Genomic DNA, 26,127 nt, shown 5'->3' on the forward strand with positions numbered 1-26,127 from the left:
GACGTCCGGGGCACTGAGCCTTTTCTGCGAGCGCCGATGGCAGAACGAGCACTCGTCCGCTCCTCCGCCTTATCCGAAGTCATCGATCACGGCGATGCCCGTGCCGGCGAAGTTGCCCATCTGCTGCAGGTGATCGGCAGCCTCCGCGAGTGGAATCGTCTGTCGTACAAGCTGACGGGGGCGGAGTCGGCCCGCCTCGATCATGCTGAAGAGGGCCGGATAGCGGTGGGCCTGGAGGCCGTGCGCGCCTCGCAGCTCCAACTCATCGGCCACCACGCGGTCGAAGGGAATGGCGGTGTGCACGTTCTCGCCCACGAGGAGGCCCACCTGGACGTGTCGACCGCGCTTCCGCAAGTTCGCCACGGAGTTTCGGCACGTGTCGGGGCTGCCCAGGGCGTCTAGAGAGAGATGAACGCCGCCCTGGGTGGCATTGCGGACGGCGGCCGCGACGTCGTCGGTGTCATCGGCGTTGATCGTGCGGCTGGCTCCCACCTCGTCGGCAAGCGAAAGGGCCGCGTCGGCAATGTCCACGGCGACAACCTGGGCCCCGGCGGCACGAGCAATCATGACGGCCGACAGGCCCACGCCGCCGCACCCGTGGACCGCCACCCAATCGCCGCTTCTTGCCTCCCCCTGATCGATGACGGCCCGGAAGGCGGTGGCAAAGCGGCAGCCGAGGCTTGCCCCGGTGACCGCATCGATCGACGTGGGGAGGCGGACCAGGTTTTCATCGGCGTAGTCGATCCGCACGAACTCGGCGAAGGCCCCCTGAGCCGAAAAGCCGGGCTGGAACTGATTGGGGCACACCTGATGCTGACCGGCGCGACACTGCTCACACGTGCCGCAGCCGCCCACGAACGGCACCGTCACGCGCTCGCCTTCCGCCCACTCCTCAACGCGGTCGCCGACCGCCGTCACGGTTCCCACCACCTCGTGCCCCGGCACGTTCGGAGGGGTGATCATCGGGTCGTGGCCCTTCCAGCCGTGCCAGTCACTCCGGCAGACCCCACACGCAAGCACCTTCAGCACGACGCCCCGCGGCGTGGGGGCGGGCCGTGAAACCGTCTGGAGCGTCAGGGGGGCATCAAAGTCTTCGTAGACGAGGGCGTTCATGACAGCAGGGGCCGGCAGGAAAAGAGCGGTCCCCTATACGAGGGCGCAGTGGCCGTGATGCAGGCGCAGGAATTGACCGCTCAGTGAAGCAACCGCGTGAGACGCACTGGCTTGTCCGCCCGTGGTCCGTGGGCAAAACCCGTAGGCAGAAGAAGAAATCGCTCTCGGTCTGCTCCTCAGGGAAGTGAAAACAGGTTCAGGGAGGGAAGGTATCGGGCGAGTTGGAAGAGGGAAGTGGTGCTCTGGTTCTGCTCGTGAATCCACTCCCGGGCGTCTTTCGGGCGGTTAGTGGTAAAGAAGGACGGGTAAGACTCGGCCTGCTGAGCCTGCTCCCTGAGGGTCTCCATCTCCGTTCGGGCGATCAGGTCGTCCCCGTGGACGATCGCGATGTGCTCGATACCGGCCGACGCTGCCTCCGGAAGGCCTTCCCGGACGAGCCACTCCATGCTGGAGGTATGATGGGCCGTAACGTTTCGTACATCGGCGATCAGCCCGGGCACCGCCTGCGAACGAACAAATTCGAGAAGCTGGTTCGTCCCGTACCGAAACTCCTCCCCCGTGGGCTGTGCCTTCCAGCGGAATCGCACTGCATTGACTTCCGTATCAACCGTCATCGAATACAGGCGTTCGTGGATCGAAGGCATAGCCGGTTGGACGATCTGTTCAGGTAACAGTGGGACCGCCTTTCCCTCCCAAGTGTGTCCTTCGCAGTGCCGAGACGGAGGAGAAAGGCACGACGAAGATGAGTTTAGGGGTCTCGTTAATTGTGTTATCGGGCTTGGCGAAAAAATTTTAACCTGGACGCTCGGGTGTGGAGCAAACCCCCATTGGCTCGGTCTTGCTGTCCGCCTCACGGCTTTGGTTGTCATCGGTACCTGGCCCGCCGGCAGTATCCCCAGCGGAAACGGTCTTCCCCGCTTACGTCGTCGAAGACGCAGCGACGGTAAAGCCAGGCGAGAACTGGGCAGCATTCGCCCCAAGGGTACGGTTCCGGTCTGCTTTCGCCATCGTCCTCCGGATGCTTGCAGTTCAGTCGTCTCCGGCTTGAATTGTCGGTTTGCCTGTCAGTCGGCAGCCGTCCGGCAGGGTTGTTCCTGTTCTACAGCGTCGCTCCCTCCGACGGATGCCCGTCTCCGCCGTACCCCTGAGGCATGTCCTCGGGAGAAGGCATGTCCTCGGAAGAGGGCGAGCCGGAGGGTGATTGGCCTGCCGGCGACTGGCTGGAGGGCGACTGGCCTGTCGAGGAGGTCCCTACTGGGGTGTGCCCTACCCCCGCCTCCACCCGGAACCGCTGGACCGTCTCCTCCAGCTCGGTGCTGAGGCCCTCCAGCCGGCCGGCGGTGTCGGACACCTCGGTCACCCCGGCTGCCGACTCCCGGGCGGCCGTCGAGATCGACTCGACGCTCTTCGCAATCTCCTCGCTGGTGGTGGACTGCTCCTCGGAGGCCGCCGCAATCTCGTCGGTCATCTGCTCGACCCGGCCGATCGAGCCGACAATCTCTTCCAGAACGGCGCTGGCCTTGCGGGAGAGCTCGATCCCCTCCTCGGCGTTGGCGCTGCTCTGGCGGGCCGCCTCCACCGCCTCCTGGATCTCGGTCTGGACCTCGCCGATGATGTCGGCGATCTCGGTGGTGGCCTGGTCGGTCTCCTCCGCCAGCTGGCGCACCTCCTCGGCCACGACCCCGAACCCCTGGCCCGTGTCCCCGCTTCCCGACTCGCTGCCGGCCCGGGAGGCCTCGATCGCGGCGTTGAGGGCCAGGAGGTTGGTCTGGCCGGCGATGTCGTCGATCGTCTCGACGACCTGGCTGATCTCCTCGCTGGAGGCCTGGAGGCGCTCGATCGTCTCGGCGGTGCCCTGGACCTCCGCGGCGATCTCCTCCATCTTGCCGGTTGCCTCGGAGACAACCGTCTGGCCCTCCTGGGCCTGGCGGCTGCCCTCCTGGGCGGCGTCTGCGACCTGCTGGACGCTTTTGGCGTTCTCCCCGATCGTCTGGTTGAGCTGCTCGACGGCGGCGGCCACCTCCTCGGCCTGGGCGGACTGCTCCTCGGCGCTGGCGGCCATCTGGTCGGAGGAGGCGCTGATCTGCTCGGTCGCCGTGGCGGTGGAGGTGGCCGCCTCCCGCACCTGACCGACGATGGAGCGGAGGCCGGAGACCGCCTCGTTGAAGCCCTCAAACAAGCGCCCGATGGCCCCGTCTCGGCCGGCCGGGAGGCGGACGGTGAGGTCCCCCTCGGCAAAGCGCCCGATGGCCTCCAGCATCGTGTCGACGCTGTCCTGGAGGCGCTCCTTCTGGCGCTCGGACTTCTCGACGGCCTCCTCGACGCGGCGCTCGACGGAGGCCTTCTCCTCCTCGAGCGCCTCCATGGCGTCGGCGATCTGGCACTGGCGCTGGTTAAACGCCTCGGCCACGGCGGTAATCTCGTGGGCGCCCTCGACGGAGACGGTTACGTTCTCCTCTTCCCTGCTGCTAAGCTGGTGGGCGAAGGACCGGAGGGGGGTGGTGACCCGGGTGCGCATGACGTAGAGGACCGCCCCCACCACCGCCGCCAGAAGGACGAAGATGCCGGCCATCATCCATGTCATGACTTCTGACCAACGCCGGTCTGTGGCAACCTGCTGGGCGGCGTTTGCCTCAATCGCCTCCCGGAAGTTCTCACTGGGCCGGATGACCTCCTCTCGTGTCGCCCGGTACTGGTCGTCAAACATAATTTGGCGGGCCTCGGCGCGTTTTTCCCGATCAGACAGTGCCTGATCATGCTCACTGAGGCTTGCACTGGCGACTGGGCCCGGCATCTCCGACTCCGGCCCCCCATTGGCCTCCAGCACGAGGCGCATTGAACGAATCTCGATCTCTACCAGCGCATCCGAGTTCGCCTTCGCTTTACGGAGATACTCGATCTCTTCGTCGTAGTCCCCCTCTGCGCTACTCAACTCGTCGATGGGCTGCTGAAGGGGCTTCTCGTCCAACTTTTCCCAGTAGTTGTCGAGGTATTTTGAATCCCCAGTGACCGCAAAAGACCGCGCCTAACGGGTGAGGTAATCAGAGTCGTAAGCGACCTGGTGCCCCATATTGGTGTAAGATGCCTGCTGCTCATACGCACCGACGAGTGCGCTGGTCGATTGCGAATTGAGGTACATTCCCACGCCGAGAACGAGGAGGAGCACCGTGAGCGTGGCCGCGGCCAAGCGCGTGATCTTGGAAAGCTTCATGGAAGCCCAGAACCGATTTATAAAAGTGAGTTAACATAACTCTCTGGTCACGATTATCGTAGGTTCAGGGCTAAATTTTGAGGCCAACTTTCCGCCAGCTCTGGTGGTTTGAGGAGGGGTGCAGAACCGGCCCGTGCGGACGTGGGACAGCCCGAAAGGGAAGGGCTGGGGCCGAAGGGCGAGCTGTCCGGATGGTTTTCGACGGTTGGTTGATGGGGAGGAGGCCCGAAAGATGTTGTTCGGATGAGGAACGCCGCCCGGACGATCTTCGGCGTAGGCCCCACGGAGACGCTCTATTTCGGCTCAGGGAATCGGACTGTGAAGTGGCTTCCCTCGCCCTTCTCGGTCTCCACGTTGATGGACCCGCCCATCTGGTCGATGGCTTTCTTGGTGACGGTCAAGCCAAGCCCAGTGCCCTCGTACTCCCGACCGAGCCCCTCGGACTCCTGGCGGAACGGATCGAAGAGGGTCTCGACCATCCCCTGATCCATGCCGATCCCGGTGTCCTCCACGTCCAAAACCGCCTGCTCCGCCTCCCGAGAAATTCGGACCCGCACCTCTCCGTCGTTGGTGTATTTGATCGCGTTGGAGATGAGGTTCTGAAGTACGATTTGCACGCCGCCCTCATCCGCCTGGGCCCATGCGGGAGTTTCACGGGCCTCGACCCGTAGACGCAACCCCTTGTCCTCGGCTCTCGGCCGAAGCTCCTCCACGATTGTCGCCGCCTGTCCGGCAATGTCTACCGCCGTCTCTTCCAGGTCCATCTTTCCCGCCTCCAGCTTCGAGAGGTTGAGGACCCCATCGAGCGTGCTCAGAAGCCGGCGGCCGCTCTTCCCGATAAGGTCGGCGAAACGAAGGGCGGACTCCTCCTCTTGGACCTCCTCCCCAATGGCGTCGGCGAAGCCGATAATCGACGTCAGCGGCGTTCGGATCTCGTGGCTCATGTTCGCGAGCATCGCCGATTTGGCCCGGCTGGCAGCCTCCGCTTCTGCCTGGGCCATCTCGGCCTCCGCCTTCGCCTCGCGGAGGGCGCCCTCTCGCTCCAAGCGGCCTAGAACGAGGGCCGCGTAGCTACTCAAAATCTCTAGTAGGCGGAGGCTGAACGGGCTGAAGCGCCCGACCTCCGTCTTGCCGACGACGACGACCCCACGCTTCCCGATCGGCACGGCCGCCGCGGAGCGCAGTTTTCCGTACTCAATGTCGTTGTCGAGGTCGTCTATGTTCTCCGCAACGACTGTGTCTCCGGTCCGCACGGCCCGGGCCGAGAGGCTATCTCCGCTCTCTGGCTGCGGCTGGGGAGACGGTACAGAGGATTCGGATACCGTCCGCTCCGGGCGAATGAGATCGCCGTCCACGAACCCCGTGTTCTGAAGCGGATAATCGAAGATGGTCCCGAGGAGTTCGTGGATGCGACCGGACACCTCCTCTGGGCTTTCGGCCGTGAGCACCCGGCGCGTTGCCTCGTAGAGCGCCTCAATCTTGTCCTGCCGTTCCTGAAGGGCCTGCTCCTGCTTCTTGCGTTCGGTAATATCGATCCCGAAGGCCGCGACGTGCGTGACATCGCCTTCGATGTTGGTAATGGGTTTGTGGCTCCGCATGAAGTAGCGGACCCCACTTTCCGTCTCCATCCTTTCCTCGAACTGGGTGGTTCGCTGCTCGCGGGCGGCCGTCCGAATCGCCCGGTGTCGTTGCCGCCCCAGCTCCAGGTCCAAGCCTCGTTTCCGGCAGTATTCCACGTTCGTGTGGCCGATGAGCCACTCCCGCATCTCCGGATCCTTCACGCTCTGCTTGTTGACGAATTCGTACCGTCCATCAGGCTTGAACACCGCCAGGTCCTTCACGGCTTTCTCCAAAATCTGCTCGTAATACTGCTTTGTGCTCCGCAGCTTCCGTTCGTCCTCCTTTCGTGCCGTAATGTCCCGGACGACGCAGACAAAGCTCCCGTCCTCGAGGGCCGTGAGGGACAGTTCCTGCGAAAACGAGGAGCCGTCGGCCCGCAATCCCTGTGCCTCTCCCCGCCACTGGCCAGTCTGGCGCAGTGTTGCGAGAACCTCCTCCTCGAGGCGCTTCTCTTCTTCCTCATCGTAGCAGATGATCCAAGACTCTCCGATCAGAGACTCGGGCGCATCGTAACCGTAGATGGCTGCGTGGGCCTGATTGACGTACTGGTAGACACCGTCCGCGTCAAGGATTGCGATCCCATCGCTCGCGGCTTCCACGGCGCTGGAACGGTGCTGGAGGGCCCGATCCTTCTGCCGGCGATCGGTGATGTCCCGAACCGTGCACACCAGTCGACCCTCGCTGGCGATTGTCAGAGACAGCGTCGCCGGGAAGGTCGTCCCGTCGGGACGGCTGCCGGTGACCTCCCCCTGCCAGTGGCCTTCTTCCTCCAGGGTTGGGAAAACCTCTTTCTCCAACCGGTCCACTTCGTCGGCGTTGTAAAGACGTCGCCACGACTCCCCGAGCAGCGCGTCAGTGCTTTCGAAGCCGTACATGTTCGCGTGGGTCTCGTCCACGTAGACGTATCGCCCGTCTTCCAGAACCGCAATGCCGTCGGCAGCCTCCTCAATCGCTTGCAGGGAGGATTCAATTGTGCGTCGGCGTGGCTCCTGCTCGGTGATGTCGCGGAAGATGCCCACCGCGAGCCGCCGCTCCTCGACCTCTACGGTCGCGGCGCTGATTTCGACGGGTATGTTCTCGCCGTCGTCGGTCACAACGTGTATGGGAGATCCGTCCTCGAACCGGCGGACTCTATCTCCTGCTCCTGGCCGACAGCACTTCTGAAATAGCCGTCGGTACCGATCCGCCTCCCCCGTGGGATGCAGTTCAGTCTGGTGCCGCCCGGTGATCTGCTCCTTGCTGGCCCCGATGAGTTCGGCGGCCTTCTGGTTCACCTCAACGAGCCGCCCCGTGTCAACATCGGCCAGAATCACAGGGTCGGGGGCCGCCTCCAGAAGTAAGTCGTACTTTTCCTGCGATTGGTCGGTCTCCTGCCGATGGCGCTCCTGCTCCAGGATTCGCTCGACCGACTGGGCAAGCAGGTCCATGGCCGCTTCGTCCGTCGGGTCCGACGGCCTCGGCTCCTGCCCCCCGAAGCAAACCGTGCCGTAGAGTTGGCCCTCAACGATGATCTTGGCGCCGAGGTAGCAGGACAGGCCGTATTCCTGATAGGCCGGGTCCGTTTCCCAGCCCTGCTGTTCCGCGTCCTCAAGGCAAAGGACCTCGCTCTGCGTTATGGCCTTCCGGCAATAGGTTGTCGTGAGGTCCGACTCCGCACCCGCCTGAACTTTGGGATGCCCTCCGGTGGCCGCAACGACTCGGTGCGTTGACTCCGCCATATCAATGCGGGAGAGAAACCCCGCCTCAATACCGAGTCGGTCGGTGCCGGCATGAAGGAGGGCGCGGATCTTCTCCCTCGAAGACAAGCCATCGGCGTGTATGATCCGCCGGACTTGCTCTCGAAACGAAAGGCCCGGATCGTCTTCGGAGTAATCAGTGCCAATCGGGACGAGGCCCTTCGGCGTTGGCTCTGTCACTCCGTCCGATGAACCACCGGTCGACGACTGGGATGAGAATGGACTCATGGGCAAAGAAGAGTCTGGTAAAGTGCCCCAGGGCCCCAGGGTGCGCGCAGATCTTATCCATCCGCGCTTCAAGGCGTCTCTCATTCCGTTTTGGGGCTACACGACGTCACGTACGCAAAGAACAACCAGGTGCTTCGGGGATCTCCTGAGTTAGATCCACCGCATCCGTGAGATCGGTGACCGGAAACCGCATTGGGCGTTTTGCTGTGACTTTTGGACTACGTTAGCTCATCTTATGGACAGTCAAAAAGAAATAGTGTTGTCCCAATTTCGTTATCTCCCCCCCCGCAAAAGTGACTCTTAACAGCCACGGCTCGGTCCATCAACGCCTGGATTGCCGCTGTGCGCAGCGCCCAGCAGTTGTGCGTAGCACCCATGATGATCATGTGGAGCGGCGTGCGGAGGCTAAAGACCAATTTCCCTAAAATAAGTACGTAGCATAAGAACTGCTTGGTCCAACTCTTTGGCACAAAAAGAAATCTAGAGAGAATTTCCGGTGGGGGTATCTGGGGCCGGGCCTGTTGGTGAAATCAGGGGCTCAGTAACTCCGAAAAGCCCTCAGGCGTGCGTCTTCTCCCTCGGTTCTTTGAGGTCCGGAGACCGTGATGTCTCCTTGGTAGCGTCTGGCATTGGCAAAAAGCAGCACCCTCGGATTAATGATTTTTCAGCGCAGGGCACGTCCGCTGAGGCGTTGCCGATCGAAGACGGTTCTGGAAAAAACACAGATGGAGCGGAAGGTCCGCCTAGAAGCCCTGTCCGACAATGTGCCCGGCGTACCCTCTGATTCTCAGGCAGGGTCGGATGGCGCGAACAGTTTGTCACGTTCATCGGGGAGATGGAGACCAGGCTTTTGAGGCTTTCCACCGGGCCGGATGAGTTCTACGAACGGTTTGCGGAGCACAGTCCGGAAAGTCACCGAGAAAAGTTTCTTCGGTCGGCCAGGAAAGCGGTCACGAACTGCTTGCGCTGGCGACAACGATTCCTGTTTGATCGACCCAATGGATAGCGTGTCTGGCTCCTGGGGGCCGCGGAGCCCAAACTCCAAGGGGGAAGGATTTCTATTTCGCGGCGTCCTGCTCGACATCACAGAACGGGTCAACGAGGAGCGCCGCCGTGAGCAGGTGATCCGGCGTGTTCCCGATGCAATCGTTGAGGTCGACGCCGAGTGGTGCTTCACGCTCGTTAACGACCAGGCCGAGGAGAAGGCCTACGACGTATTCATCCTGGACGTCAACCTGAAAGATCGCCGCACGGGCGTGGAGGTGCTCCAGGCGGTGCGTAGAATGCAGGAGTACGTGTCTACCCCGGCGGTGGCCTGCACGGCGTATGCCCTGGACGACCACCGCGAGCATTTCCGCCGGGCCGGATTTGACGATGTCGTGGCGAAGCCGGTGACCAAGCGGGAAATTCTCGACGTTGTCGCCCAGCGGCTCAATGAGCCCACCTTGTCCGAGGTGGAGACCCCCGAAATATCATTGTCGGGGATTGAACTGCCCCCGATTCCGACCACGCTGACTGAGGTCGCGAGTCTCGCGTCCAGCCCCGAGTCCCCCGACGTGGAGGCGCTCACGGGGGCGTTGCAGAAAGACGCGGTGGTGTCGCAGTGGCTCATTCGCCACATCAACTCGGCGTACTACAGCATGAGGGAGTCCATCGACACTGTCGAGCGGGCTGTGCGGTACCTCGGCTTTCAGCCGGTGTGCAACCTCGTCCTGACGAAAGTGATCGGGGAAAGCTTCTCGGGCACCGAGGGGCCGGAGGGGGAGCGGGTGCAGCAATACGTCATGAAAACGAGCGTGCTGGCGGCCTACGTCGCCCGTGAGCTGTCCAAGGAAGTCGGCTTCGACGAGCCCGGGGTAGCGTACACCGGCGGGATTTTTGCCCAGATCGGCCGCCTGGCCCTTCTCGAGGAAGAGGGGAAGACCTATATCGATCTCTGGTTTGAGGAGCAGGATCGGTCGGCGCCCTTCCGGGGCCCACCCCCGCAGGGACAAGAAATTCTGCACTTCGAAGAGGACTACGTGCAGAATGGCCTTGCCGTTGGGAAAGAGTGCGGCATCTCCGACAAATTGCAGGCTGTTCTTCGAAGCCACCACCGCCCCGGACGGACCAGCGCGGACTTCCGCCCGCTCGTCCCGGTCGTCGCGATGGCCTTCAGGGTGGCCCAACATGCGGGCGACCTCGAAGACGAGAACCCGTGGGGCGACGAGGAAGCCCTCACCCGCGACCTCCAAGAGTCCAAGGTCACACGTCACGTGGTGAGGGAGCAGTCCCTCTCCGAAGGGAGGCTGATTGCGTCGGTCGTGGACATCGTCGGGGACGCCACCGAGTTTGTCGATGAGGTCTTGGATGCGGCGTAGTCCCGAGTCCGAGGCCGACTACGCAGTCGCCCCGAAGACCTCCGATACGTGCGCTCGTATCCGCCTTGAGGAGAGGGGGACCCGCAGTTGGTTAAGACGAGGGACCAGCGGGGGCCGGCCGTTGGGCGCTGAGTTGCAGCACCAGTCGTCGCGTACTAGTGAGGAGGTCGGATTCGAGAATGACGTTGCGGGCTGGAAGGCCCAGTTCGCCGAGGCGGGCCGTCACGTCGGTGCCGTTGGTGTGCTGCGTCGCCACGGCGAGCAGGTGCTCGGAGTCGATCCGGGCCTCGTCCACGAGCCAACGCGCAATGCGGAGGGCCTGCGATGGGGCGGAGGGGTCGACGTGAAGCACGAGGTCGCGCACCTCGCCTAGGCGGCCCCGAAGGTCTTTCAGTGTGGCGGCGCTGCAGGAGCGGACGTCGAAGTGGGCAACCACCTTCTCGTCGTGCTCCAGGTAGCGGGCGAGGCCCTCCTGTGCCCGGGGCGTCTGCTCGACGACCAGGATGGGATGGCGGTCGGCGTCGGGGCGCGGGACGGGGGGGAACGTGTGGGCCACGTACTCTTCCAGCGCCACGTCGTAAAGAAAGTCGGCCACCTGTTCGGGGAAGGAGCCCTCATCGGTGTGCCAGTCGGACTGGAACGGGTTCATGAGGCAGGTGCGGAGGAGGGTGAGCGACGCGCCGCGCTCGGCGGCCTCCCGCACTACATCTGCGGGCAGCAGATCCTTCAGGATGTGGGCGTAGTCCGCCACGTCGACCTCGGTGCGGGAGAGCAGGAAGGCGTACTGGTTGATGTCTTCCCGCCCGTCGACGGTCATCTGCTGCCAGATCCGGTTCGTGTAGTCGTTGAGGGACGCGATGCTCTCGACGTCGGGGCCCGGGGTCACGACGAAGCAGAACGCGACCGTCTCCGGGTGGTGGAACGGGCGCAGGTCCAGTTCCCCCTCGGCGGCGGAAAAGCGCTCCGTCAGTGCCTCGAAGAGCTGCTGATTCGCCCGGATGCAGTTCTCCATGAAGCGTCCGTGCCCGTCGGGCGTGAGGGGCACCATCGCCTGCGACAGGTAGCAGCTCACGGCCACGGCGCCGGGGCGAGAGCCCTCCAGCGTCCACTGCCCCAGGAAGCCGCCGAACCCGGACTGGTCCTCATCGGCGAGGTACGGCGCCTTGTACGCGATGGCGTCGCGGACATGGTAGTCCCGGAAGAGAACGGCGCCCGCGGGGTAGGGCACGTAGCCGAACTTGTGAGGGTCGATCGTGATGGAGTCCGTCGCGGAGAGCGTCGCGAGCGCCTCCGCGTCGTCGGCGGGGAGGAGGCCGTCGGGGCCCACGAGGGCATCGTCGAGCTGGGCGGGCGGGACGAAGTCCCCGTCGTCCGTCTTCGGAAGAAGAGAGGCGAAGAAGCCCCCGAAGGCGGCGTCGCAGTGGTGCCAGAACGTGAGGCCGGCGTCGCCCACTTCTCGGCGCACGGCCTCAATCTCATGCAGCGGGTCGATGGCCCCCTCCTCCGTGGTGCCCACGATGGAGACGACCCCGAGCACCGGCTGCTGATTCTCGATGCACTCGTGAAGCCGCTCGCGCAGCGCGTCGGTATCGAGACGGATGCGGTCGTCCACGGGAATCGTCTCCAGCGCGTCGGCCCCGAGGCCCACCACGTCCATGTTCTTCTGCCAGCAGTAGTGGGTCGCCTGCGAGATGAACACCTTCGGCAGACGGGCCGGGTCGTCGGGAAACGCCCGGTTGTACTGGAGCAAGAAGGAGGCGAGCCCGGCCCGCCGCACGCTGGGCAATGCCTCCTGAAACGCCTCTGCCCGTTCCGGCGGCCCCTCGCGCAGGGTGGCCTTGATGCGCAGGTGCAGGTCGGTGATGGCGTCGATTGGAAGGTTCGAGAGGCGCCACGTGGACAGGGCGTCGAGGGCGGCGCGCTCGCCGATGGCGGTCGTCACCTCCAGGTCGGCAAGCGACGCGAACGCGTCGGTCTGGTGGGCGACGAGGCGGACGGCCAACGGGTAAAGCCGGATGTTGCGGGCGATCCAAAGCGTCTCCAGGTTTGCCACCGTGCCGCCGCTGCAGAGGTGCCCCCAGCTGTACGAGGGGCGCCGGGTGCGGGCGTCGCGGGGCAGGGTCTCGGGGAGAAACGTGGGGTAGCCTACCATTTCGGCAAGGGCCTTGAAGTAGGCCCGTTCCTCCCGCACCGTCTCCGGAGACACCTCCGCCACCACGTTGTTCTGGTTGTAGAGGAGCCCGGCAAAGTAGCCCACGAAGGCGGGCAGCGACGGGTCGCTCACGATGTGGGCCACCTGCCGCGGCGAGTAGAGCGGCGCCGCGCGCTTCAGCTCCGCCAAAATTTTTGAGAGCTCGTCCCGAAGCCGCGCCGACATGTCGTCGAACGCCTCGGTGCGCTTGTCCCGCTCGTCGATCAGGCGAGGGTCCCGTGGGTGAAAGTTGCGGCGCCAGAAGACGTGGTCCCGGAGCACCTCGAGGAGCAGGCGCTCCAGCTCGTCGGCGTTCTCCCCTTTTGGGCCGAGAAAGGCGGCCTTGTGGAGCGCGTCGGAGGACGGTGGGTCGGACATGGCGGGAGGGAGCTGTTGTCGAAAAGTGGGAATGATCCGTACGGGGTGCCCCGACAATCTTTTCGGTGTGGAGGATTTTCATGAAGGAAATAGGAGCCCCCACGGACGGTCGCGCAGGCCCCAGAATGAAGAGCGGAATGAGCGGTGTGATCGTGCTCGGTCCATGCGAGAAAGGAGTAAGGACCCGGTCGCGCGTCGGTACCATGGGGCCTCCACCCGATGAGATCGTGAATTCTTCGTCGCAGACGGAGACACGCCCGTACTGTGGAGCGGAACCCGGGGCGGGGGGCGAGCGAATACGTGAAATCGACGGCGTCTTCTCCTATGCTGTAACGTGCGGGGTGTCCACCTAGCCTGCGTTTTGTCTGCCTCACCGACCCGGTCGTGCGCATGCCGACGACCCAGACCACCAAGATCAACCAGCTATTGGACCCGGAGCACGTCCGCATCGGGCTGGCCGAGACCTCAAAGACAGCGGTGATCGACGCGCTCGTCGACGTGCTGGCCGGCCACGGGGCCATCAGTAGCCTCGACGATGCGCGGGCGGCGATCTTTGCGCGGGAAGAGAAAATGTCGACCGGTGTGGGAAAGGGGCTCGGCCTCCCCCACGCCAAGACCCCAGCGGCCTCCGATACCGTTGCGGCTTTTGCGACCACCGACGAGCCGGTCGACTTCGGGGCGGTCGACGACGTCCCCGTCCAAATCCTTCTGCTGCTCGTGGGGCCGGAGGAGCACAAGTCGCAGCACGTCAAAATCCTGGGCCGCATCTCGCGGCTCGTGAGCCGGGAGTCGCTGCGAGAGCGTCTTTTGGACGCCGAGACGCCAGAGACGGTCATCGAAACCATCCGTGAGGAGGAGGCCGCGCTCCGCAGTTGAGGCCGGCGACCGGCGTGCATTCGAGGGAGGGACCCACATCTCTAGTCTTCTTTAGCGATTCCTTTTGCCAGTGAGCACTTCGTTCCAAAACATTAAGGGCACCTTCGACATCCTGCCGGACGCCTACACCGACGATGGGGGAACGCGGGTGGCCGGCAGTGCCGAGTGGCGCCATGTGGAGGCCACGGTCCGCAACGTGATGCGTCGCCACAACTTTGAAGAGATTCGTACGCCCGTGCTGGAGCCCACCGAGCTCGTAGCGCGTGGGGTGGGCGAATCGACCGACATCGTGCAGAAGGAAATGTTTGCCTTCGAGCGGAGCGATACGCAGTACGTCCTCCGGCCCGAGATTACGGCGCCGGTCGTGCGCTCCTTTCTCCAACACCACCTTGATCAGCGCGGTGGGGTGCAGAAGCTGTTCTACATCGGCCCGTGTTTCCGGGCCGAGCAGCCGCAGAAGGGGCGATATCGGCAGTTTCACCAGTTTGGCGTCGAGGTGTTGGGCGCGGACCAGCCCCGGGCCGACGCCGAGACCATTGCTGTGCTGATGGCCGTGTGCGAGGCGCTCGGCCTGTCCGACCTGCGCCTCCGCCTCAACACGCTTGGGACGCCGGAGCGCCGCGAGGAGTACGTCGCCGCCCTGCAGGACTACCTGACGCCGCACGCCGACGAGCTGTCGGAGACGAGCCGCCGTCGCCTGGAGCGCAACCCGCTACGCATCCTCGATACGAAGGTGGAGCACGAGCAGGAGCTCCTGCGCGATGCGCCGACGCTCATGGACTTCGTGGGGGAGGAAAGCCTTGCCCACTACGATCGGGTCAAGGAGCTGCTCGGCGACCTAGGCGTCGAGTACGAAGAAGACCCCCACCTCGTGCGGGGGCTGGACTACTACACCGAGACCACCTTTGAGCTGGAAAGCCCGGGCCTCGGGGCACAGAGTGCGCTTGCGGGTGGGGGGCGCTACGACCGTCTTGCGGAGGTGCTGGGCAGTGACGAACCGGTGCCCGCGGTCGGCTTCGCGGCGGGCATGGAGCGCCTCTTCCTTGCGCTCGACGAGGCGGAGGTTGACCGTCCCGATGCGGCCTCGCCCGATGTCTTTATCGCGGCGCTGGGCGACGAGGCGGAGGCGTGGGTCTTCCGCACGGCCCAGGAACTGCGCGCGGCGGGGCTGCACGTCGCCCACGACCTCATGGGCCGGTCGTTGAAGGCGCAGATGAAGGAGGCCAACCGGCAGGATGCCCCGTACACGATGATCATTGGCGGGAACGAGCTGGAGGCCGAGGCCGCGACCGTCAAGGAGATGGAGAGTGGGGAGCAGGAGGACGTCCCGTTCGACGACCTGGCCGAGTACCTCACCGGCTCCCCCGAGGTTGCCTAGCGTGAATCTGTGCTGGGGGCCGTTTGCTGATTGTCGAACATCGTCTCTCGTCTCGATGCCAAAGAACATCTGGGTGCTCTTGCTCTTGGGTGTGGGGCTGGTGGTGGGGTGCCGCCCCCGCGAGCAGGCCATGAATGAGGAAGAGACGTCCGTGCGCGCCATGACTTACAACATCGAAGACGTCCGCACCGCCGACTTGCGCCGGGCCGATCATCCCCGCCTCCAGCGGGCGGCGGCGCGCATTCAGCACCTCGCGCCCGATGTGCTGCTCGTCAACGAGATGACGTACGACCAGCCGGGCGATCCGGGCTACCGGGCGGGCGCCCCGGAAGGCCACAATGCCCAGCGGTTCGCCCACCACTACCTCTCCACGCCGCAGGCCGACACCCTCGACGGCCTCTCGTACCAAACGGTGATGCTGCCCGTCAACACGGGGGTGCACAGTGGGCTCGACCTCAACAACGACGGACGGGTTTTCCCGGCCGTCCCGGAGATTCCCGGTGCGCCCGAAGATGGCAGCGTGCCCCCTCAGACCGATGCAGGGCGTGACTATGGCAACGACGCGTGGGGCTTTGGCACCTTTCCCGGGCAGTACGGCATGGCCCTCCTCGTCCGGGACGATCTCGCGGTGCTCCGCGACTCGATCCGTACGTTTCGGCTCCTGCCGTGGCACGAGAAGCCGAACGCGTCGGTCCCCCTCGACACCACGTCGTTTGAGCCCTGGTACAGCCCGGAGGAGTGGGCCGCAGTGCGCCTCTCGTCCAAAAGCCACTGGGACGTGCCCGTGCAACTCCCCAGCGGCGAGGTGCTCCACGTACTGGCGAGTCATCCTACGCCGCCTGGCTTCGACGGGGTGGCTCGTCGCAATAACCACCGCAACCACGACGAGGTGCAGTTCTGGAGCGACTACCTGAACCAGGCCTCCTACGTCGAAGACGACTCGGGGCGGACCGGAGGGCTCCACGCAAACGCCTCGTTCCTGATTATGGGCGACCTGAACGCCGACCCGGACGACGCGTCGATTTTCCGGAACGCCATCCGGCACCTGATCGGCCACGAGCGTGTCAACGGGGACGTGGTGCCGGAGGCCTCGCCGGCCCGGCAGGCGGATTATCCCGACCTCGACCCCGACGACACGTCGCGCTGGGAGGCCCGCATCGATTACGTGCTGCCCGCCTCCACCGTGACCGTCGACGAGGCTGGCGTATGGCGGCCCTCCCCCACCCGCGTTCCCGACGTGCCGGTGAGCGATCACTTCCCGGTCTGGATGGATGTGCGCGTCGGCCCGTAGGCCTATCCCCCATTGTCACAACGTCTCCCAATCCTTTTTTTGTTGCCTGCCATGGAGTGGCGACAAGACACCGTCCGCCTCGACCCGAAGCCCCGCGGCTTTCACCTCGTCACCGATCAGATCTTGGCGAGGGGGCCTCGCCTCGACGACCTCCAGACGGGCCTCCTGCACGTCTTTATCCAGCATACCTCCGCCTCCCTTACAATCAACGAGAACGCCGCCCCGGCGGTGCGTGGGGATATGGAGCGCTACTTCGACGAGCTGGTGCCCGAGAACCAGCCCTACTACCAGCATACGGTGGAGGGCCCCGACGACATGCCCGCTCACATCAAGGCGTCGCTGCTCGACACGAGCCTTTCTGTTCCCCTCCAGGACGGGCAGCCGGCCTTTGGCACCTGGCAGGGCATCTACCTGAACGAGCACCGCGACAATGGCGGCGCGCGCTCGGTGGTGGTAACGGCCTACGGGGAGACAACGTAGCGCCGCAGAGGGCGGGTCAGGCGACCGACTCGGCGCGTGGTGCGATTTGTTTGGCCAGCCGCCGGGCCCGAGCGTAGAGGGCGTGCACGTGGGTGTAGGTGAAGCGGGCGCCCCGGCCCAGCAGGCGGAGATTGTTGAAGCGATCCAGGTACGTTTTCAGGCGATCGGCCTTGTCGTGGGCGCCGACCTCCAAGATGGGATACGCAAAGGGAAGGGCCTGATGGTCGACCGTGACGACGTCCTCGTCTCCCTCGATGAACCCCTGTGCGGCCAGCAGGTCCACCGCGCTGTCCCGAAGGACTTCGTCTGACTGCTCCCACGCCGCGGTGTCCGGGTGGCAGGGGCGTTCGAGAACGACGACGGTCTGGTCGTCGGGAGCCATGTCGGGACTGCGGTTTTTCGGCTCGTAGAGGCGGGTGAACGGGACCGATCGCTCGGGAAAGTAGAGGGAGGCATTGGGGGTGAGGCGCGGACGGTCCAGGCCCAGCACCACGAGGCGGAGGTGGCGGAACTGCATCGATTCGGCCACCGACTGCACCGCATCGGGCGGCGGTGGGTCGAGCAGGTGGAGCATGCGCGTGAGGGGCAGTGTGCTCACGACCGAGTCCACGTCGGTGCGGGCATCGTCGTTGACCGTGACGTGGCGGATCTGGCGGCCGTCGTGCGACAGCCGGGTGATGCGGGCGCCGGTACGGATGCGCTCGCGGCCGATGGCGTCGGCGGTGGCCTCGGCGATCTGGCCGTAGCCATGCTTGGGGTAATAGAACGAGCCGTCGAGGTGACGCGCTTTCTGGGTTGGGCCGCCGAAGGCCTCGAGAAAGAACGTCTTGAGGTCGAGGCCCTCCAGGCGGTCCCCGGCCACACGGGGAGAGAGGGTGGTGGCGTCGGCGCCCCACAGCTTCTCGGTATAATTCAGCAGGAAGTGCCCGGCGAGGGTGGGGCCGTAGCTCTGCAGGGCCATCTCCTCAAAGTGATCGGCGTCGTCCGAGATGCGAGGAATGGACAGTTGCTCCCACGCAATCTGGGCGAGGAGGGAGAGGGGAAGCTTCCGCAAGAGGTCGTACGGGGCGAGCGGAAAGTCGATGCGCCGCCCGCGCCAGCAGATTTGGCTGGGTGCGTCCACGCGGCGGAGGTCGTCGCCCAGGAGGGCCCGCACGTCGGCGGTCACCGCGTCGTTTTTGTCGTGGAAGCGGTGCGCGCCGGTGTCGTAGCGGAAGGGGCCCATCCGGAGCGTCCGTGCGTTGCCGCCCACCGCGTCCGCGGCCTCAAACAGGCGCACGTCGAGCCCCTGCCTCCGGGCGTAGAACCCGGTCGCGAGCCCGGCGGGGCCCGCGCCCAGTACGGTCAGTGGTGCCTCGTGCGGGTCAGTGCTCATAGACATAAACGGTCACCTTGGGCCACATGCGATTGACGTGCGGGTTGTGGTAGAACGTGCGGGTGCGGGTCGGGGCCTGGTCGATCAGCGACGCGTAGGTGCCCACCACCAGGGTACGTCCCGCCTCCGTCTCTCGCAGACGGCGGACGTCCGACGAGTCCTCGATCGAGAGAAACCGCGCCCCCACCTGCTGGGTCTGGAGGTACGTGTTGACGAGCGGAACGGACGCGACGCGGGTTGGCCTGGAGGTCGTCCGGGCCGTATTTTCGACAAACCCCTTGGCCTGGGCGATGGCCGACGGATCGCGGTGCTGATCCACGAGCACGAACGTGACCGCGGCGTAGGCCCCGGCGACGGCCAGGACGGCTCCGCGGACGGGCCACGAGCGGGTCCGCCACCAGGTGGCTGCGCCCGCCGCCAGCACCGGGAGCAGTAGTGCCAGAAGGGGAAGCACGTGCCGGCTCTTGTGCACGACGTTCTGGAAGAAAAACATCCAGGCGCCGTAGACGGCCGCACACACCACGAGCATCCGCGCGCGTCGACGGCCAACAGCGCCGGTCTGCACCATGCGCCGAAGGCCCGAGATGCCCACGCCCAGCACCCCGGTGCCGACGAGGAGTGTGCTCCAGTGACGCCCGGGCCACCAGCCCCCGAGCCCGTCGGCCCACAGGCCCTGTACGGTTCCGGCGAGACGGCGGCCGAGGTCCGACTCCGTCTGCACCGTGCCCCCGAAGTCCGCAAAGTGGCCGGTGGTCTGGCCCCACGCCACGTCGATCAGGGTCCACAGGCCCGTGTCGAGCACCATCGGCACGAGCCACACCCCCACCCCAGCAACGCCCGCCGCGACGAGCCGGATCGGCCGGTCGGAGCGCCACAGCACGAGGAGGGACGGGACCACGACGAGCGGCAGGTACGAGAGCCGCAGCCCGGCCAGCAGCCCGGCCAGGGCGATGCCCACGAGCGCGGCCCGTCGTCCCGCCCGGCCCTCCGATTGCCCCGCCCGGCCCTCCGATTGCCCCGCCCGGAGCAGAACCGCCAGCGTCGCTACGGCCCACGCCGTGCCCAAGAAGTCGGGCATGTAGCGGTTGGCCATCAGCCATAAGAGTGGATTGAGGACGACGACACCGGCCAGCGCTGCCCCTTCAACCGAGCATAGCGGTCGGTCCCACAGACGGAGGAGCGCCCAAACGAGACCGACGGTCGCAAACCCACCGACCAGCGAAAAGCTGGTGCTAAATGACCCGGTGGGCAGGTAGAACAGCTCCGTCGCTGCCCAGAACACCGGGTACCCCGGAAAGTGGGGCTGGAGCGCCGCGATGTCGTACTCGTCCGCCACGCTGAGCGCGAAGCGGAGGCTGTCGGGGTCCTCGATGTACGTGATGGTGGTGGCGAGGCGGCTGCCGATGCAGGCCACGATCAGCGCGCCCCACGCCACGCCGCGCGCCCTCCAGTACCGCCGGAGCATCCGGCGCCAGGACGACGCATCGGCAGCAGTCACCGGCGAGGCTGTGTCGCGCGTGCTCACGAGGTCGAACGGGCAAGTTGGGGAATCAGACACCGACGCCCCTCCCCCGCCGGGGCGGAAGAGGGGCGATCGGTCATGCATCACCGGGCACAACCCCGTGTGATCCGTGTGGCGTGCAGACTACCAGGCCGCCACGTTGCTGTCGCTGAAGCTGTAGGCGTCCTGGAGGATCTGCGTCGCGTCCGCGAGGTCGTTTTCGTATTCCGATACGGTCACCTCTCCGTACGGAGGGGCGTTGCCGACATCCTTGAGGATGTCGTTCAGCTGCGTGGTGCTCAGCTCGCTGTTGTAGTATTGGAGGCTCCAGGCAAAGGCTTTGGCTTCCCCCCAAGCGCCCTCGTCGATGTCTCCCTGCGCGATGGTTTTTCCGTCGTCGAGGCCGCTCAGCGACCCCTCCATCGAGTTGACGTAGTGAATCACGTTGACCGCGACGACCTTCTCCCAGGCGTCGAGGGCCGTCTGAGCGTGACTAGAGGGATCCTCGTCGTTTTCGATGTCTTCCCGTCCTTCGACGAGTGCATTGAAGGCATCTCGGGCGAAGTCGGGAGACGGACCATCGGTGTTCGACGCCGCGGTGGAGCGCTCGATGGCGTAGGCGGCCCAGGTGTAAACGTACTCACTCGTCAGGTCAACGGACTCATTGCCGTCAATGTCCTGGGCCGGCCCGCTGGCCAATCCCTCTCCGCCGCCGCTGTAATCGAGAAACGGCTCAAGGGTGCGCGGGAAGCCGAAGTAGCCGAAGGCCTTGTCCCACTGCTCCGCCTGGTTCGACGAGACATTGCCATTAGCGAAGTCACTCAGGATCGACGCCCCTTGCCCGTAGATGGGCGTCCCCAGCAGCATCTTCTCGGCAAACTGGCTCAGGACGATGCCGTTATCGGTCGTGGCGACGTCGTTCGCCCCGGCCTGCTCAAAGTAGAACGTGAGCATGTCGTCCGTTGTAATTGACGACCCCGAGCTGGGCGAATCGCTACTCTCTAGGTTTGCGCTCTGTAGGAGGTCCGCATCGTTCGTCAGGGAGGAGATGTCAACCCCGCTCGCAATGTCGCCGTAGGTACTCTGCTGGGCCGAGATGCCAGAGGTCGGGAGCGTCTTGTCGTCGATGGTGCCCGTGTACAGCTCGTCGAGCACGGTCTCCGAGTTGTTAGAGGCATTCCCGACCTTAACCCCGAGATCAAACGCCAGTAGATTTGTAACGGTCTCCGCCCCGTAGGTGCTGGACGGATACGCAAACGAATCGGTCTCGTCGACATTGCCACCGCTTGAGCCGGTGCTGTCGCAGCCCGTCAGGACCAGCCCGAAGGCAAGAAGGGGCAGCAGGAATACGGTCGTGTAGCGAAAAAGGGAACGTTGCATAGGAGTCACTGCGTTGATGAAAGTGTATCTGTGTGAGGAAGACGCCCCGTCTCTCTGGTTTTGAGAGGCGGGGCGGTTTTCTGTGTGAATCTAAAAGTCGTATTGAATCGAGAGATTGACCTGGCGGCGGGCGCCAGGGATGATGCCCGTGCTCAGGTTGGCGCTCGGCTGGCTGGGATTGGAGTGCAGCCGCGAGCCGATGTACACGTTGTCCGTCACGTTCTTGGCGGTGAGCTGGACGCTGAGGGCCTCGGAGTACTCGTAGGTGGCCCCGGCGTCGATCACCGTGTGGGCCGGCACAGGGCCCCGCTCGCCCCGGCTGTTGGTGCTCTCCAGGTTTTCGAGGTCGGTGTAGAAGCGGCCGGTGTAGCTGAGGTCGGTCGACAGGGTGAGTCCGATGTCCGAAAATGCCTTCGATAGCCCCACCGTGGCGGTGTGGGTGGGAGCCGCCGGCAGTTCGTTGCCACTGATGTCTTCCGCCAAGCCATCGATCGCACTTGAGATGACACCCTGCACGACCGACGACTGCAAGTAGGTGTATGACACGTCCAGCGTGGGGAGGGGGCCGGCAAAGACGCCGCCCTTCACGCGGGTTCGGGCTTCCAGGCCGTAGCTTTCCACCACCCCCAGGTTTTGCTGGAAGCTCGTGCGCCCGCCCACCAGGTTCTCCACGTAGAGGTAAAAGCCAGTGACTTCGAACTGGCCGGCGTCGGAGCGGCCCCGCACGCCCAGCTCCGAGTTCCAGCTCTTCTCGGCCTTCAGGTCGAATCCACCGTCGCCCGCGCCGGTGGCGCTGGGCGGATCGAAGCCCACGATGGCGAAGATGGCGCTGGAGGGCGGCGTGTAGCCGCGGTGGACCCCGCCGAAGAGGCGGGCATTGCCCTCCCCGAGCGTGGTGCCCAAGTCGGTGGTCCCCAGGTTCCAGTTGAAGCCGAGCCGGGGCAGGGGGACCACGCTCGTTTGGTCGCGGTACTGGCTGCCGTTGAGGCGGTTGATCTGAGACTGCTTGAAGACCTCCAGCCGAAATCCCGGTGAGAGACGAAGCGGGCCCCACTGCACATCCTCCAGTGCGTAGAGGGAGAGCGCCCGTGTCTCGTAGACCGAGCTGCCGCCGATGATTGTTACGGGGTCGGAGTCGGACACGTCGCCCTGATAGAAAACGCCCTCCCGCACGCCCACCTCGTCGCTGATCTTGCGGTTGTCCTTGAAGCGTTCCCAGTGCAGGCGACCGCCCAATTCCAGGTCCGCCTCCTGCCCGAGCAGGCTGTGCTGGATGCCCAGCGAATGCTCGACGCCGGTGACGTAAAAGGTGCGCACGTTGCCGAAGTACGGCTTGTCATTCAGCGTAAGGCCGTCCCTCACGTCGCTGATGCCGACGCGCATGAGCGGCCCCGGCTCGTTCGGCTCGACCGGCTCGGCGTCTCTGTTTGGGGCCTGGTAGTCCTCCGCGTCTACGAACACGTCCTTCTCCCGCCACCACGGGCGGTGAAAGACGTTGGCGTAGAGCCGCGTGGTGCCCTGCACGGCGTCGCTGTAGCGGCGGTTGTAAATCGTCCCCAGCGACGCCCGGTAGATCTGGTAGAGGTCGTCGTCCTTGGGGTTGAAATCCGGGTCGGTGCGGAAGGAATATGGAGTGAGGCCGGTGTAGGTAGCGTTCAGTCGCTCGTAGTTGGCGTTGGTCTTGACGTACAGCGATCGATCGTCGCCAAGATTTGCCTGCAGCTTGGCGGTGCCGTTGAACTGGCGGAAGTCGTTGTGCTGGCGAAAGCCGTTTCCTCGCTTGAAGAGTAGCTGGACCTGCGGGCGCACGTCGTCGGTCCCGAAGCCGCCAACCTCCCCGAAGGCGCTGACGTAGCCGTTTGTGCCGGGGGTCAGCTCAAAGGTCCCTCCCGGTGAGCGGCGCTGTGGGCGGCTGGTGACGTAGTTGATGACGCCGGCCATCGTTTGCGGGCCGTGCCGGATCGTGGAGCTGCCCTTGATGACCTCGATCTCCTCGATGCGCTCGATGGGCGGGTTGTAGTAGAGCGGGGAGAAAACGTAGGGGGCAGGCTGGATGGGCATCCCATCCTCCATGACGAGTACGCGCTGGGTGCGGCGGGGCTGCAGGCCGCGGATGCCCACCGACATGCGGGTCTGAGACATGCCGTCGTCGGCCAGACCGTAGACGCCGGGCACATGCTTGAGGGCTGCCTGGGTGCCGATGGGATCCATCTGACTCAGGGCGGCGGCGTCCACCTTTGAGGCCGCGCCCGGAAGGGCCGTCCGGGTGCTGCGCGTGGAGCCGGTAATCTCGAGCCCCGATAGCTCCACAGTGGCGCTCGCCAGCTCCACGGTCAGGCGCGTCGTCTGGCCGGCCTGAACCCGCACCGTGCGCGTGGTTGTGACATACCCCACGTGGCGCACCTGCAGGGTGGTGCGACCGGCCGGCAGGTTGGTGAGCACGAAGCGGCCGTCCGCGTTGGTGACGGTGCCTTGAGGCCGAGCACTCCCGCTGACGCCCACCGTTGCGTCGGCAAGCGGCCCCCCTGCTTCTGCGGTGACGACGCGGCCTTCTATGCCGCCCGTTGATGCGTCCTGACCAACCGCAGGTCCACTATTTAGACTAAATACAAAAAAGGAGAGGGCGAGAACGTATTCGACGCGCATGCTGCGAGATCTGGTTCTGTATCCGTGCAAGAGGCACCCGCCGCTGGGATTAGAAGCGGGCCGGGTTGGTTGTCGCGCTATCGGTCCTCGCCGAGGAAGACTGGCTGGAATCCACGGCGGTGGCGGGCGGGGACAGGCGGTCGAGGGCACTGTAGCTGCCCCCCTCCTCCGGGGTCCCGTCGGACGGGCCCAGGACAGGATCATCCGAACACGCCGGCAGGGTGACGAGCAGAAGAAGCAGCGCCCCGAGTCCTACCGTCAGAGAACGACGTGTGAACGAATGGCTCATGCGGAGTGCGGAGGTGATTCCTAATTATTTAGACCACTTATAGATAAGAGGGGCTTTCTCGACGATCAACCGTCGAGAATACAGAAGCTGTAAAATTAGAAGAGAGGACAGTCCGCACGTCCCCACGGGCAGCAGAAAGTGTGGAGGGGAGCCCAGGGGGCCTGTCCTCGCTAGTCGGAAGTGGAGGCGGGCCCGGGGTGGGCTACTCGGCTGGCTCCAGGACCAGTGCTCCCAGCGGGGGAAGAGTCAGCTCCAGGGAATGGGAGTGTCCGTGCCTCCCGAACGGATCGCTATGGACGGTTCTCTGATTGCCCACGTTGCTGCCGCCGTAGGCGTCGCTGTCGCTGTTGAGTTGTTCGTGCCACAGGCCCTCGCCCGGCACGCCAATGCGGTAGTTCTCGCGAACGACCGGCGTAAAGTTGAGCACGAAGACGAGCGAGCGGTCCCCGTTGAGGCGGCGGTAGGTGAGGACGCTGTTCTCGCGGTCGTCGTACGAGATCCATTCGAAGCCGTCTACCTGGTCGTTCCAGAGGGCCGGCGCGTTCTGGTAGAGGTGATTGAGGTCGCCGAGCCACTCCATGAGGCCCTCGTGCAGGGGGGCATCGGTGAGTCCCCATTCCAGCTCCTGATCGTGGTTCCATTCGCGGTGCTGCCCGAACTCACCCCCCATGAAGAGCAGCTTCTTGCCGGGGTGGCCGAACATGTGGGCGTAAAGGAGCCGCAGGTTGGCCGCTTTCTGCCAGTCGTCGCCTGGCATCTTGCTCCAGAGGGAGTTCTTGCCGTGGACCACCTCGTCGTGGGAGAGGGGGAGTGTGTAGTTTTCGGAGAAGGCCCAGCTGAGGGTCCAGGTCAGGTCGCCGTGGTGGTGCTTGCGGTGAACCGGTTCTTTGCTTGCGTATTCGAGCGAGTCGTGCATCCAGCCCATGTTCCACTTGTAGAGGAAGCCAAGGCCGCCGTGCTCGGTGGGGGTGGTCACGCCGGGCCAGGCAGTTGACTCCTCGGCCAGCATGATGGCCTCGGGGTACTCCTCGTAGACGTGCTCGTTGGTGTCCTGAAGGAGGCTGATGGCGCCCAGGTTCTCGCGGCCGCCGTGCACATTGGGCGACCAGTCGCCCTCGCGCGAGTAGTCGCGGTAGAGCATGGAGGCGACCGCGTCGACGCGGAGGCCGTCCACGTGGTACTTGTCCATCCAGAAGAGGGCGTTGGAGAGGAGAAAATTGCGCACGCCGTTCTTGCCGAAGTCGAAGACGCGCGTGCCCCAGTCCGGATGCTCCCGCATGAGCGGGTCCTCGTATTCGAAGAGGTGCGAGCCGTCAAAGTAGGTGAGCCCCTGCGGGTCCGTGGCGAAGTGGCCGGGCACCCAGTCCATGATGACACCGATCCCGCGCTGATGCAGCGTGTCGATGAGGTGCATTAGGCCGTCGGGGTCGCCGTAGCGAAAGGTGGGGGCGTAGTACCCGAGAATTTGGTAGCCCCACGACCCGTAGTACGGATGTTCGGCAAGCGGCAGAAACTCGACGTGGGTGAAGCCCAGGTTCTGCACGTGGTCGGCCAGCGGCTCGGCGACCTCCCGGTAGCTGAGCGACTCGCCGTGCTCCTTGTGCCGCCAGGAGCCGAGGTGCACCTCGTAGATGGAGAGGGGGCCGTCCAGTCCGCTGGGGCCCTCCCGCTCGTTCATCCAGTTGCTGTCGCCCCACGTGTAGGTGTCGAGGTCGGTGACGATGGCCGAGAGGCCCTCGTATGTGTTCTGGGCAGGCGGCTCCATGCGGAAGGCGTAGGGGTCGGTCCGGTCGAACCAGTCGCCGTTGGCCTGGAGGTGATACTTATACTTGTCGCCCGGCTGGGCCCCACGCACGTACCCTTCCCAGAGTCCCCCCTCGCGCCGATCCAGTACGTCGGCTCCGAAGCGCCAGTCGTTGAAGTCGCCCGTTACCTCCACCCGGTCGGCATTGGGGGCCCAGACGCTGAACCAGGTGCCCCGCTGGTTGGGATGTGCCCCCATCCGCTCGTAGCTGTGGGTATGGGTGCCTTGCCGCCAGTAGTAGAGGTCGTCGTCGGTGAGATGGGGCATGGG

At 64.9% G+C, this 26,127-nt stretch carries 17 protein-coding genes; 5 read left to right on the top strand and 12 right to left on the bottom strand.

All coding sequences use genetic code 11. The features are described from left to right. Positions 1-69: 69 nt before the first annotated feature. The 5 genes from OJB03_RS03135 to OJB03_RS03155 all read right to left on the bottom strand — a co-directional run bounded on the left by OJB03_RS03135 (position 70) and on the right by OJB03_RS03155 (position 7,908). Complete coding sequence (locus OJB03_RS03135; protein ID WP_263785186.1) at positions 70-1,113, bottom strand: zinc-dependent alcohol dehydrogenase family protein; 1,044 nt, start codon at positions 1,111-1,113, stop codon at positions 70-72. A gap of 176 nt (positions 1,114-1,289) precedes the next feature. Then, the gene (locus OJB03_RS03140) at positions 1,290-1,757 is read right to left on the bottom strand and encodes a class I SAM-dependent methyltransferase (protein ID WP_263785187.1); all 468 of its coding nucleotides are present in this window, start codon (positions 1,755-1,757) and stop codon (positions 1,290-1,292) included. A 455-nt stretch (positions 1,758-2,212) separates the two neighbouring features. Then, on the bottom strand, positions 2,213-3,697 hold the full coding sequence (locus OJB03_RS03145) for a methyl-accepting chemotaxis protein (RefSeq protein WP_263785533.1): 1,485 nt from the start codon (positions 3,695-3,697) through the stop codon (positions 2,213-2,215). Between the two features lie 441 nt (positions 3,698-4,138). After that, positions 4,139-4,324: a hypothetical protein gene (locus tag OJB03_RS03150; protein ID WP_263785190.1), complete on the bottom strand. Its 186-nt coding sequence runs from the start codon at positions 4,322-4,324 to the stop codon at positions 4,139-4,141. Positions 4,325-4,617: 293 nt separating this feature from the next. Beyond that, positions 4,618-7,908, bottom strand: coding sequence for a PAS domain S-box protein (locus tag OJB03_RS03155; protein WP_263785192.1), 3,291 nt, complete (start codon positions 7,906-7,908; stop codon positions 4,618-4,620). A gap of 1,007 nt (positions 7,909-8,915) precedes the next feature. Here OJB03_RS03155 and OJB03_RS03160 point away from each other — a divergent pair. Then, positions 8,916-10,268, top strand: a complete 1,353-nt coding sequence (locus tag OJB03_RS03160; protein WP_263785193.1) for a response regulator — start codon at positions 8,916-8,918, stop codon at positions 10,266-10,268. A gap of 91 nt (positions 10,269-10,359) precedes the next feature. Here the strand turns inward: OJB03_RS03160 and OJB03_RS03165 are convergent, their stop codons facing one another. After that, complete coding sequence (locus OJB03_RS03165) at positions 10,360-12,837, bottom strand: pyridoxal phosphate-dependent decarboxylase family protein (RefSeq protein WP_263785195.1); 2,478 nt, start codon at positions 12,835-12,837, stop codon at positions 10,360-10,362. 390 nt (positions 12,838-13,227) lie between these two features. Here OJB03_RS03165 and OJB03_RS03170 point away from each other — a divergent pair, with 390 nt between their 5' ends. The 4 genes from OJB03_RS03170 to OJB03_RS03185 all read left to right on the top strand — a co-directional run bounded on the left by OJB03_RS03170 (position 13,228) and on the right by OJB03_RS03185 (position 16,862). Continuing rightward, complete coding sequence (locus tag OJB03_RS03170; protein ID WP_263785197.1) at positions 13,228-13,713, top strand: PTS sugar transporter subunit IIA; 486 nt, start codon at positions 13,228-13,230, stop codon at positions 13,711-13,713. 70 nt (positions 13,714-13,783) lie between these two features. After that, on the top strand, positions 13,784-15,091 hold the full coding sequence (gene hisS / locus OJB03_RS03175; protein ID WP_263785199.1) for a histidine--tRNA ligase: 1,308 nt from the start codon (positions 13,784-13,786) through the stop codon (positions 15,089-15,091). A gap of 55 nt (positions 15,092-15,146) precedes the next feature. Further along, entirely contained in the window at positions 15,147-16,382 is a 1,236-nt protein-coding gene (locus OJB03_RS03180) for an endonuclease/exonuclease/phosphatase family protein (protein WP_263785202.1), read from the top strand. Positions 16,383-16,433: 51 nt separating this feature from the next. Next, on the top strand, positions 16,434-16,862 hold the full coding sequence (locus OJB03_RS03185; RefSeq protein WP_263785204.1) for a secondary thiamine-phosphate synthase enzyme YjbQ: 429 nt from the start codon (positions 16,434-16,436) through the stop codon (positions 16,860-16,862). A 16-nt stretch (positions 16,863-16,878) separates the two neighbouring features. On the opposite strand, the gene OJB03_RS03190 is transcribed toward OJB03_RS03185, so the two are convergent. The 6 genes from OJB03_RS03190 to glgB all read right to left on the bottom strand — a co-directional run bounded on the left by OJB03_RS03190 (position 16,879) and on the right by glgB (position 26,124). Continuing rightward, the gene (locus OJB03_RS03190) at positions 16,879-18,237 is read right to left on the bottom strand and encodes a protoporphyrinogen/coproporphyrinogen oxidase (protein ID WP_263785205.1); all 1,359 of its coding nucleotides are present in this window, start codon (positions 18,235-18,237) and stop codon (positions 16,879-16,881) included. Beyond that, entirely contained in the window at positions 18,227-19,762 is a 1,536-nt protein-coding gene (locus OJB03_RS03195; protein WP_263785206.1) for a hypothetical protein, read from the bottom strand. The genes OJB03_RS03190 and OJB03_RS03195 overlap by 11 nt, the downstream gene beginning before the upstream one ends. Positions 19,763-19,882: 120 nt before the next feature. Further along, positions 19,883-21,118, bottom strand: a complete 1,236-nt coding sequence (locus OJB03_RS03200; protein ID WP_263785207.1) for a hypothetical protein — start codon at positions 21,116-21,118, stop codon at positions 19,883-19,885. 90 nt (positions 21,119-21,208) lie between these two features. Further along, a complete protein-coding gene (locus OJB03_RS03205) occupies positions 21,209-23,764 on the bottom strand; it encodes a TonB-dependent receptor (RefSeq protein WP_263785209.1) in 2,556 nt (851 codons plus the stop codon). Between the two features lie 49 nt (positions 23,765-23,813). Beyond that, entirely contained in the window at positions 23,814-24,053 is a 240-nt protein-coding gene (locus OJB03_RS03210) for a hypothetical protein (RefSeq protein ID WP_263785212.1), read from the bottom strand. A 202-nt stretch (positions 24,054-24,255) separates the two neighbouring features. Beyond that, positions 24,256-26,124, bottom strand: coding sequence for a 1,4-alpha-glucan branching protein GlgB (gene glgB / locus OJB03_RS03215; protein ID WP_263785215.1), 1,869 nt, complete (start codon positions 26,122-26,124; stop codon positions 24,256-24,258). Between the last annotated feature and the right edge of the window lie 3 nt (positions 26,125-26,127).

The sequence above is a fragment of the Salinibacter grassmerensis genome (genome assembly GCF_947077765.1).
Classification (GTDB): Bacteria; Bacteroidota; Rhodothermia; order Rhodothermales; family Salinibacteraceae; genus Salinibacter; species Salinibacter grassmerensis.

Excerpts from the sequence above, each read along its gene's own strand:
- OJB03_RS03135 (WP_263785186.1), bottom strand. The coding sequence starts at position 1,113 with ATGAACGCCCTCGTCTACGAAGACTTTGATGCCCCCCTGACGCTCCAG.
- OJB03_RS03140 (WP_263785187.1), bottom strand. The coding sequence starts at position 1,757 with ATGCCTTCGATCCACGAACGCCTGTATTCGATGACGGTTGATACGGAA.
- OJB03_RS03145 (WP_263785533.1), bottom strand. The coding sequence starts at position 3,697 with ATGACATGGATGATGGCCGGCATCTTCGTCCTTCTGGCGGCGGTGGTG.
- OJB03_RS03150 (WP_263785190.1), bottom strand. The coding sequence starts at position 4,324 with ATGAAGCTTTCCAAGATCACGCGCTTGGCCGCGGCCACGCTCACGGTG.
- OJB03_RS03155 (WP_263785192.1), bottom strand. The coding sequence starts at position 7,908 with ATGAGTCCATTCTCATCCCAGTCGTCGACCGGTGGTTCATCGGACGGA.
- OJB03_RS03165 (WP_263785195.1), bottom strand. The coding sequence starts at position 12,837 with ATGTCCGACCCACCGTCCTCCGACGCGCTCCACAAGGCCGCCTTTCTC.
- OJB03_RS03170 (WP_263785197.1), top strand. The coding sequence starts at position 13,228 with ATGCCGACGACCCAGACCACCAAGATCAACCAGCTATTGGACCCGGAG.
- OJB03_RS03180 (WP_263785202.1), top strand. The coding sequence starts at position 15,147 with ATGCCAAAGAACATCTGGGTGCTCTTGCTCTTGGGTGTGGGGCTGGTG.
- OJB03_RS03185 (WP_263785204.1), top strand. The coding sequence starts at position 16,434 with ATGGAGTGGCGACAAGACACCGTCCGCCTCGACCCGAAGCCCCGCGGC.
- OJB03_RS03190 (WP_263785205.1), bottom strand. The coding sequence starts at position 18,237 with ATGAGCACTGACCCGCACGAGGCACCACTGACCGTACTGGGCGCGGGC.
- OJB03_RS03200 (WP_263785207.1), bottom strand. The coding sequence starts at position 21,118 with ATGCAACGTTCCCTTTTTCGCTACACGACCGTATTCCTGCTGCCCCTT.
- OJB03_RS03205 (WP_263785209.1), bottom strand. The coding sequence starts at position 23,764 with ATGCGCGTCGAATACGTTCTCGCCCTCTCCTTTTTTGTATTTAGTCTA.
- OJB03_RS03210 (WP_263785212.1), bottom strand. The coding sequence starts at position 24,053 with ATGAGCCATTCGTTCACACGTCGTTCTCTGACGGTAGGACTCGGGGCG.
- glgB (WP_263785215.1), bottom strand. The coding sequence starts at position 26,124 with ATGCCCCATCTCACCGACGACGACCTCTACTACTGGCGGCAAGGCACC.